Origin of the sequence: Colwellia sp. 1_MG-2023 (assembly GCF_030546755.1) — a bacterium.
Lineage (GTDB): Bacteria > Pseudomonadota > Gammaproteobacteria > Enterobacterales > Alteromonadaceae > Thalassotalea_H.
In genome coordinates this window covers 224,595-232,077 of record NZ_JAUOPE010000006.1, presented here as the reverse complement: position 1 = coordinate 232,077, position 7,483 = coordinate 224,595, and the positions used below count along the sequence as shown (strand labels likewise).

The 7,483-nt window shown below is 38.7% G+C and carries 5 protein-coding genes; all 5 read right to left on the bottom strand.

The genetic code is table 11. The features are described 5' to 3' along the window. Positions 1–110: 110 nt before the first annotated feature. The 5 genes from gmhB to Q4493_RS09455 all read right to left on the bottom strand — a co-directional run bounded on the left by gmhB (position 111) and on the right by Q4493_RS09455 (position 7,388). Positions 111–647 (bottom strand): D-glycero-beta-D-manno-heptose 1,7-bisphosphate 7-phosphatase, encoded by a 537-nt coding sequence (gmhB, locus tag Q4493_RS09475; RefSeq protein ID WP_303451918.1) that lies wholly within the window; start codon positions 645–647, stop codon positions 111–113. Between the two features lie 116 nt (positions 648–763). Beyond that, entirely contained in the window at positions 764–1,525 is a 762-nt protein-coding gene (locus Q4493_RS09470; protein ID WP_303451916.1) for an SDR family oxidoreductase, read from the bottom strand. Positions 1,526–1,591: 66 nt separating this feature from the next. Continuing rightward, positions 1,592–2,728, bottom strand: coding sequence for an enoyl-CoA hydratase/isomerase family protein (locus Q4493_RS09465; protein ID WP_303451914.1), 1,137 nt, complete (start codon positions 2,726–2,728; stop codon positions 1,592–1,594). Positions 2,729–2,774: 46 nt separating this feature from the next. Continuing rightward, entirely contained in the window at positions 2,775–3,809 is a 1,035-nt protein-coding gene (locus Q4493_RS09460) for an oxidoreductase (protein WP_303451912.1), read from the bottom strand. A 198-nt stretch (positions 3,810–4,007) separates the two neighbouring features. Then, positions 4,008–7,388: a methylmalonyl-CoA mutase family protein gene (locus Q4493_RS09455; RefSeq protein WP_303451909.1), complete on the bottom strand. Its 3,381-nt coding sequence runs from the start codon at positions 7,386–7,388 to the stop codon at positions 4,008–4,010. Positions 7,389–7,483 lie beyond the last annotated feature (95 nt).

The window sequence follows — 7,483 nt, the reverse complement described above, 5'->3', positions numbered from 1 at the left end:
CAGGTCTCCCTGAAGAAGTGGAGCGCATTTTAGGGATTTCTGTGAGAACGTCAACCCTTTTTTGAAGTTTATTTTAACGGAGTGGTCTGTTCGATTATAAAGTAAACAATCTAGTCAATATATAAGCTAGTTTCGGTTATTGTCGTTAAACAACGGCTTGCTTCATGGCATTCAACGTCATACTTACTTGATATTAATAACCTATTTTTAATACCCGCAGCCATTGCCGCTTTCATGTCTGATGCTTTATCGCCAATAAATACACTTTGCTTTAAATCAATATGATGTTTTTCTGCTGCTTGTAAAATCATACCTGGCGCTGGTTTACGGCATTGGCAATCAATTAAGTATTCCCCTTTTCCTTTTAAGGGATGGTGAGGACAAAAATAAACATCATCTATGATCACGTTTTTCTCTTTAAATTGTTCGACCATCCAGTTAGTCAACAAGTTAAACTGCTCGACACTATACATGCCTCGCCCGATACCCGACTGATTAGTAATGACTATTAACAGATAGCCTTTATCCCTGGCATCAAGACAAAGCTCGAATATACCGTCAACAAATTCAAACTGTTCTTTTTGATAAACATAGCCATGATCAACATTGATAATGCCGTCACGATCTAAAAATAGCGCTTTATTCATAATGAAAGAAAATATCTGTTTTTGTAAGCATAATAGAAAAAAGCGAGCAAAACTCGCTTTTTATAAATTTATCTAATTTCTATACGACCAAATTAATAGCCTTATATTAAAGAGAATTACATACACAATCCACCGTCAATTTCTACGACACGGCCGGTGAAAAACTCATTTTCGAAAATGTATTTTACCGTATGAGCAATTTCATCCGCTTCACCTAAACGACCCACGGGTTTCATTTTTTCTAAACGGTCTCGCATTTCTGGCTTCATAGCATCGGTCATTGCGGTTCGAATAACCCCAGGGGCGATAGCTCCAACACGTATACCATGACGGCCTAACTCTCTAGCCCAAGTTACAGTCATGGCAACAACTCCAGCTTTTGACGCAGCATAGTTTGTTTGTCCCATATTACCGCCACGTGCTATTGACGACATATTAATGATGACACCTTTTTTACCAGATTCGATCATATGAACCGCTGCTTCACGGCCACATAAGAAAACCCCTGATAAATTTACATCGATCACCGATTGAAACTGATCTAACGACATTTTTTTACTTACCACGCCATCTTTCGCTTTAACGAACATACCATCACGTAGGATCCCCGCATTATTTATTAAGCCATCAATACCATTAAAATCAGTGTTGATTTGTGAGAAGGTGCTTTCTACCTCTTGCTCATTAGTGACATTGGCCAAATAATACTTTGCTGACGAGCCTGCTTGCTCAACAAGGCTAACCGTTTCACTTAATAACGCTTCATTCAAATCAATCAAAGCAAGCTTAGCACCTTGTTGTGCTAAGTTAATCGCCATCGCTCTGCCAAGCCCCTGACCACCACCTGTGATCACAATTGTTTTATCGTTAAGATTCATAACTTACCTTTATCTTTATGCTTAAATTTAATTTTTCTCAAACTATTCTATTTAAATCGGACTCTGCTATTTTTTAATTGTCGTAAAAAACCAAGCTACTTGCTGTTTATCTACCGATTCGATACTTTTATAAAACCAGTTAGGCTGTTTGTCTTTGTCCACTAATAACGCTCTCACGCCTTCGGTAAATTCAGAAAACTGACAACATCGAATTGACAAATTGAATTCTTGCTCAAAACATTCTGCTAATGATAACCCCTGACAATGGTTTAATTGCTGATAAATAATGTGCGCGCTCAATGGACTACCGTGCATTAAATTTTGTTTTGCCTTGTTGAACCAATCACTGCAATTTTCTGCATCGACAATCGCATGATAGATATCAACGACATTATCGTAAGCAGTGACGCTTTGGATCCTAGCTATTTCGTTGTCAATTTGCCCAATAATTTGCATTTCGCTTTTCGCAGCAAAACTATTCACTAGATCAGAAAGTAGTTGATGGTTTATGCTTTCATTCGTCGTTAATTCAAGTTTTAACAGTGAATCGATTAAAGTGGGAATATGCTCACTATCGATAGAATAGTCTGCCATTTTTAATCGCTTTGCATCTGCACCAGTAAAAGTCATGCCCGTTAAACCAAGAAATAAACCAACACCTTTTGGCATTTGATTTAAAAACCAACTTGCGCCAACATCAGGGTATAAACCTATGGTGATTTCTGGCATCGCCATCACTGTTTTTTCGGTAACAATACGGTGATTTGCGCCAGCGACTAAACCGATACCGCCTCCCATAACGTAACCATCGGCTAACATTAATATCGGTTTGCTTGCATGATGAATAAGTTGATCTAATTGATACTCTTTAGTGAAAAACTCGACACCTAAACAAGAAGATATTTCATCATCGTTTAAGGTATTTCTTGCGTTTATTTTATGTTTAGCAACCAGATCATGATAAACACTAACGACATCTCCTCCGGCGCAAAAAGCTTTATCTCCTGCACCTTGAAAAACAATAGCAGCAACACCATCATCAGCTAACCAAGATTTTACTTGCGGAAGCAGGAAATCAATCATAGGTAAGCTTAATGCATTTAAGCTTCTACGCGCATTTAAGGTAGCAAAGGCAACTTTTACACCGCTATCTAGTAACTGCTCGGTTAAAATAACCGGCGAATTATCCGAAGGCTGTATCATTATTTAACTACCACCTTTTCAAAAAGTTAATAACTGAATAGTGCGATTAAAGTGAATCATCAATGGCAACAACAGTTCTACCGGTAACACTTCCTTCTACATAAGCTTCAAATGCATTGGGTAAATCAGAGAACGCGATAGTTGTTGGAGAAATCACATCAAGCTTACTAGGCTTTAAATCAGTTGCTAAACGATGCCAAGCTTTGGTGCGCACAGAAATTGGCATTTCTACCGAGTTAATCCCGAGTAAACTCACGCCACGCAAAATAAAAGGCATGACAGTCGAGTCGAGTTTAACCCCACCGGCTAAACCGATGGAGGCAATATTACCCCAAACATTAGTGGTTCTAGTTAACCAAGATAGCGTTTCACCGCCAACATTATCAACAGCCCCGCCCCACAAAATACTTTCAAGTGGTTTTTTTCCCATTTCTACATCATGTCGATTTAATAAACGTGAAGCGCCCAGTGATGTTAAGTAGTCTTTCTGCTCCGATTTACCCGTAAATGCCACCACGTCATAGCCAAGTTCAGCAAGCATATTAATGGCAAAACTGCCGACGCCACCTGTCGCTCCGGTAACAAGAATAGGACCGAATTCAGGCTTTTGGCCATTATCTTCCATGCGTTGAATGGCTATAGCAGCTGTATAGCCAGCAGTACCAAGCGCCATAGCATCACGTAAACTTATCCCGTCAGGTAGATTAACGACTGAATCAGCTTTTACTCGTGCATAATCGCTATAGCCACCATCATATAATTCTGAAAGTTGTGCCCCACAAACCAATACTTTATCGCCTTGTGAAAAACGACTATCACTTGAAGAGACAACAATACCTGATAAATCAATGCCTCCTACAAGTGGGTAAGTACGAAGGATCCGCCCTTTTCCTGTGGCCGCTAACGCATCTTTATAATTGATATCAGAATAGGCAACTTTGATCACAACTTCACCAGCGGTTAAATCATCAAGACTGATTTTTTCAAAACCGCTAGTAATCACTTTTTTATCGCCAACACTATTTTGGTGAATGCGAAAAGCTGTAAACTTTTGAGGAATTTCATTTCTCGATTCGGTCATAATATTTTACTCAAATAGATTCAAATAGCGTCCTAACATAACTTGTTAAAGATAATGCCAAAAGACGACTTTAGTCCTAGAAACAATGTTAACATTTAGCTAAATACACGTGCTGGGTTCAAATAAAAAGCTCAATTTAAACAAGCTCATATATTATTAGCGCAATGTATTTAGTTTTGCCCTGATTTCTTATTACAACTACATATTACGACGGTACTGACCGCCGGCTTCAAATAATGAGTTAACAATTTGTCCAAGAGAGCAGACTTTACAAGCGTCCATCATTAATTCAAAAATATTCTCATGATTAATCGCTGCCGTTTGTAATCGTTTCAACAACACAGTTGTTTCTGCTTCATTGGCTTTGTGTAAACTCGCTAACATATCTATTTGATAGTTTTTCTCTTCTTGTGTCGCACGAATTACTTCATCTGGTACTACCGTTGGTGAGCCTTTTGAACTTAAGAAAGTGTTAACACCTATAATGGGATATTCGCCAGAATGCTTTAAATGTTCGTAATGTAAGCTTTCTTCTTGAATTTTTCCGCGCTGATACATAGTTTCCATTGCACCTAGTACACCACCACGTTCATTAATGCGATCAAATTCAGTTAACACTGCTTCTTCGACAAGATCTGTCAGCTCTTCAATAATAAACGCTCCTTGAATTGGGTTTTCGTTTTTAGATAAACCTAATTCACGGTTAATAATTAATTGAATCGCCATCGCGCGACGAACACTATCTTCTGTTGGTGTCGTGATCGCTTCATCGTAAGCGTTAGTGTGTAATGAATTACAATTATCGTTTATTGCATAAAGCGCTTGTAACGTTGTGCGAATATCGTTGAAATCAATTTCTTGCGCATGTAACGAGCGACCAGAAGTTTGAATATGGTATTTCAACATTTGCGCTCGAGCATTCGCGCCATATTTGTTTTTCATCGCTTTCGACCAAATACGACGAGCTACTCGACCAATAACCGCATATTCAGGGTCAATACCATTTGAAAAGAAAAACGATAAGTTTGGACCAAATTCGTTAATGTCCATACCACGGCTTAAGTAATACTCTACAAAAGTAAATCCATTCGCTAATGTAAGCGCTAATTGGGTAATGGGATTAGCGCCAGCTTCTGCAATATGGTAACCAGAAATAGACACCGAATAGAAATTACGTACGCCTTTTTCGATAAAATATTCTTGAACATCCCCCATTAATCGCAAAGCGAATTCTGTCGAGAAAATACAGGTATTTTGTGCTTGATCTTCTTTTAAGATATCCGCCTGAACCGTACCACGAACTTGCGTTAAAGTTTTAGCTTTTATCTCTTGATAAACTGCAGGAGGTAACACTTGGTCACCCGTAACGCCTAAGAGCATTAAACCTAAACCGTCATTTCCATCTGGTAACTCGCCTTGATACGTTGGACGTTCGCAGCCTTTCTCTTGATAAATTTTCTTAATTAACGCTTGTGTTTCTTTTTCTAAACCATGCTCAGTAATATAACGCTCACATTGTTGATCAATAGCAGCATTTAAAAAGAAACCTAACAACATAGGCGCTGGGCCATTAATAGTCATAGACACTGACGTCATGGCATCGGCTAAATCGAAGCCTGAATAAAGTTTTTTCGCATCATCTAAACAGCAAATTGACACACCAGCATTACCAATTTTTCCGTAAATATCAGGGCGAATGGCCGGATCATTACCGTATAAAGTTACAGAATCAAAGGCGGTTGATAAGCGTTTAGCTGGCATACCTTTAGAGACATAATGAAAGCGACGATTGGTTCGTTCTGGACCGCCTTCACCGGCAAACATACGGGTTGGATCTTCCCCTTCACGCTTGAATGGGAATAAACCTGCGGTATAAGGAAATTCACCTGGTACGTTTTCTTGTAAGCTCCATTTTAAAATATCCCCCCAACCTTGGTATTTAGGCATACTGATTTTCGGGATATTCGTATCAGACAATGATTTAGCATGGGTTTCAATTGAAAGCTCTTTATTGCGCACTTTAAATTTAAATTCAGGATCTTTATAGCGCTGAACTTTATTTGCCCATTCTTCTAGCAATAATTTATTTTTTGGGTCAAGGTCTAACTCAACCTTAGCGTATAACGTTTCAAGTTGTGTAATAAGCTGCGCTGAAACATCGGAGGGTGTTTCTTTTGCCGTTTCAATTGCTTGGTGAATGCCATAAAGTTTTTGTGCAACTTGTGTTTGCTTATCAACCCACGCATCGTAGCCACGATTATTTTCTGAAATTTCAGATAGATAACGAATACGACTACCTGGGATCACGCTGCTTTTATTGGCTAAAGTACCATCGATTGATAAGATATCACCAACCGTTAAGCCTGCTTTTTTGTTTAACTCAGTGATCACTGCATTATAAAGTTCTGTCATGCCGCGATCGTTAAATTGCGACGCTATGGTGCCAAATACCGGTACTTCATCATCACCTGCTTCAAACATGCCTCGATTACGTTTGTATTGTTTTTTCACATCACGTAATGCGTCTAAAGCACCACGCTTATCAAATTTGTTCAATGCAATTATGTCAGCAAAATCAAGCATATCTATTTTTTCTAGCTGAGTAGCGGCACCGTATTCTGGCGTCATCACATATAAAGACACATCTGAATGTTCTTCAATTTCAGTATCTGATTGGCCAATACCTGAGGTTTCTAAAATAATCAGATCAAAATCAGTCGCTTTTAAAATTTCTAGGGTGTCATTCACATAAACCGATAAAGCAAGGTTTGATTGACGAGTCGCTAATGAGCGCATGTAAACACGATCATTATTGACGGCATTCATCCGAATTCTATCACCTAGCAATGCCCCACCAGTTTTACGTTTTGAAGGATCAACAGAAACAATAGCAATTTTACTATCCGCTGTTGCCATTAAAAAACGACGAATAAGTTCATCAACTAATGAAGATTTACCTGCACCACCTGTGCCGGTAATCCCTAAAACGGGAGTTTTGCTAGCGGTTGATATTTTTCTAATTTTATCAAGAGCCGCTTTATTTTCTTCAGGGGCATTTTCTGCGGCAGAGATAAGACGGGCGATAGCTTGTTTATCATTCTTTTTAAGGTTGGCGACGTCATCTTTTTTAACGTTCGTACCTGTTTTAAAATCACAACGTTCAAGCATGTCGTCTATCATGCCTAATAAACCTAATTCACGGCCATCATCTGGTGAGTAAATACGGGTAATACCATACTCTTGCAGCATGGCAATTTCTTCAGGCAATATAACGCCACCGCCACCGCCAACAATACGAATATGCTCACAACCACGCTCTTTTAAAAGATCGTACATATATTTGAAATATTCGTTATGGCCCCCTTGATATGAGGTCATCGCAATAGCGTTAGCATCTTCTTGAATCGCTGTATTGACTACTTCTTCAACACTTCTGTCGTGACCTAAATGAATCACCTCAGCGCCACTTGATTGTAATATTCGGCGCATGATATTGATCGCTGCATCATGGCCATCAAATAAAGAAGCCGCGGTTACAATTCTAACTTTATTTTTTAATTGGTAACGTTCAGTCGTCATAACTCACTCACTTTTAATGTTATTGATTTATTGCCGTTGGATAAAACACAACGAAAATTAAATATTTAGTGTTTTCTTGTGAAATAAATTTACAT

Coding starts and splice junctions, on each gene's coding strand:
- gmhB (WP_303451918.1), bottom strand. CDS start 647: ATGAATAAAGCGCTATTTTTAGATCGTGACGGCATTATCAATGTTGAT.
- Q4493_RS09470 (WP_303451916.1), bottom strand. CDS start 1,525: ATGAATCTTAACGATAAAACAATTGTGATCACAGGTGGTGGTCAGGGG.
- Q4493_RS09465 (WP_303451914.1), bottom strand. CDS start 2,728: ATGATACAGCCTTCGGATAATTCGCCGGTTATTTTAACCGAGCAGTTA.
- Q4493_RS09460 (WP_303451912.1), bottom strand. CDS start 3,809: ATGACCGAATCGAGAAATGAAATTCCTCAAAAGTTTACAGCTTTTCGC.
- Q4493_RS09455 (WP_303451909.1), bottom strand. CDS start 7,388: ATGACGACTGAACGTTACCAATTAAAAAATAAAGTTAGAATTGTAACC.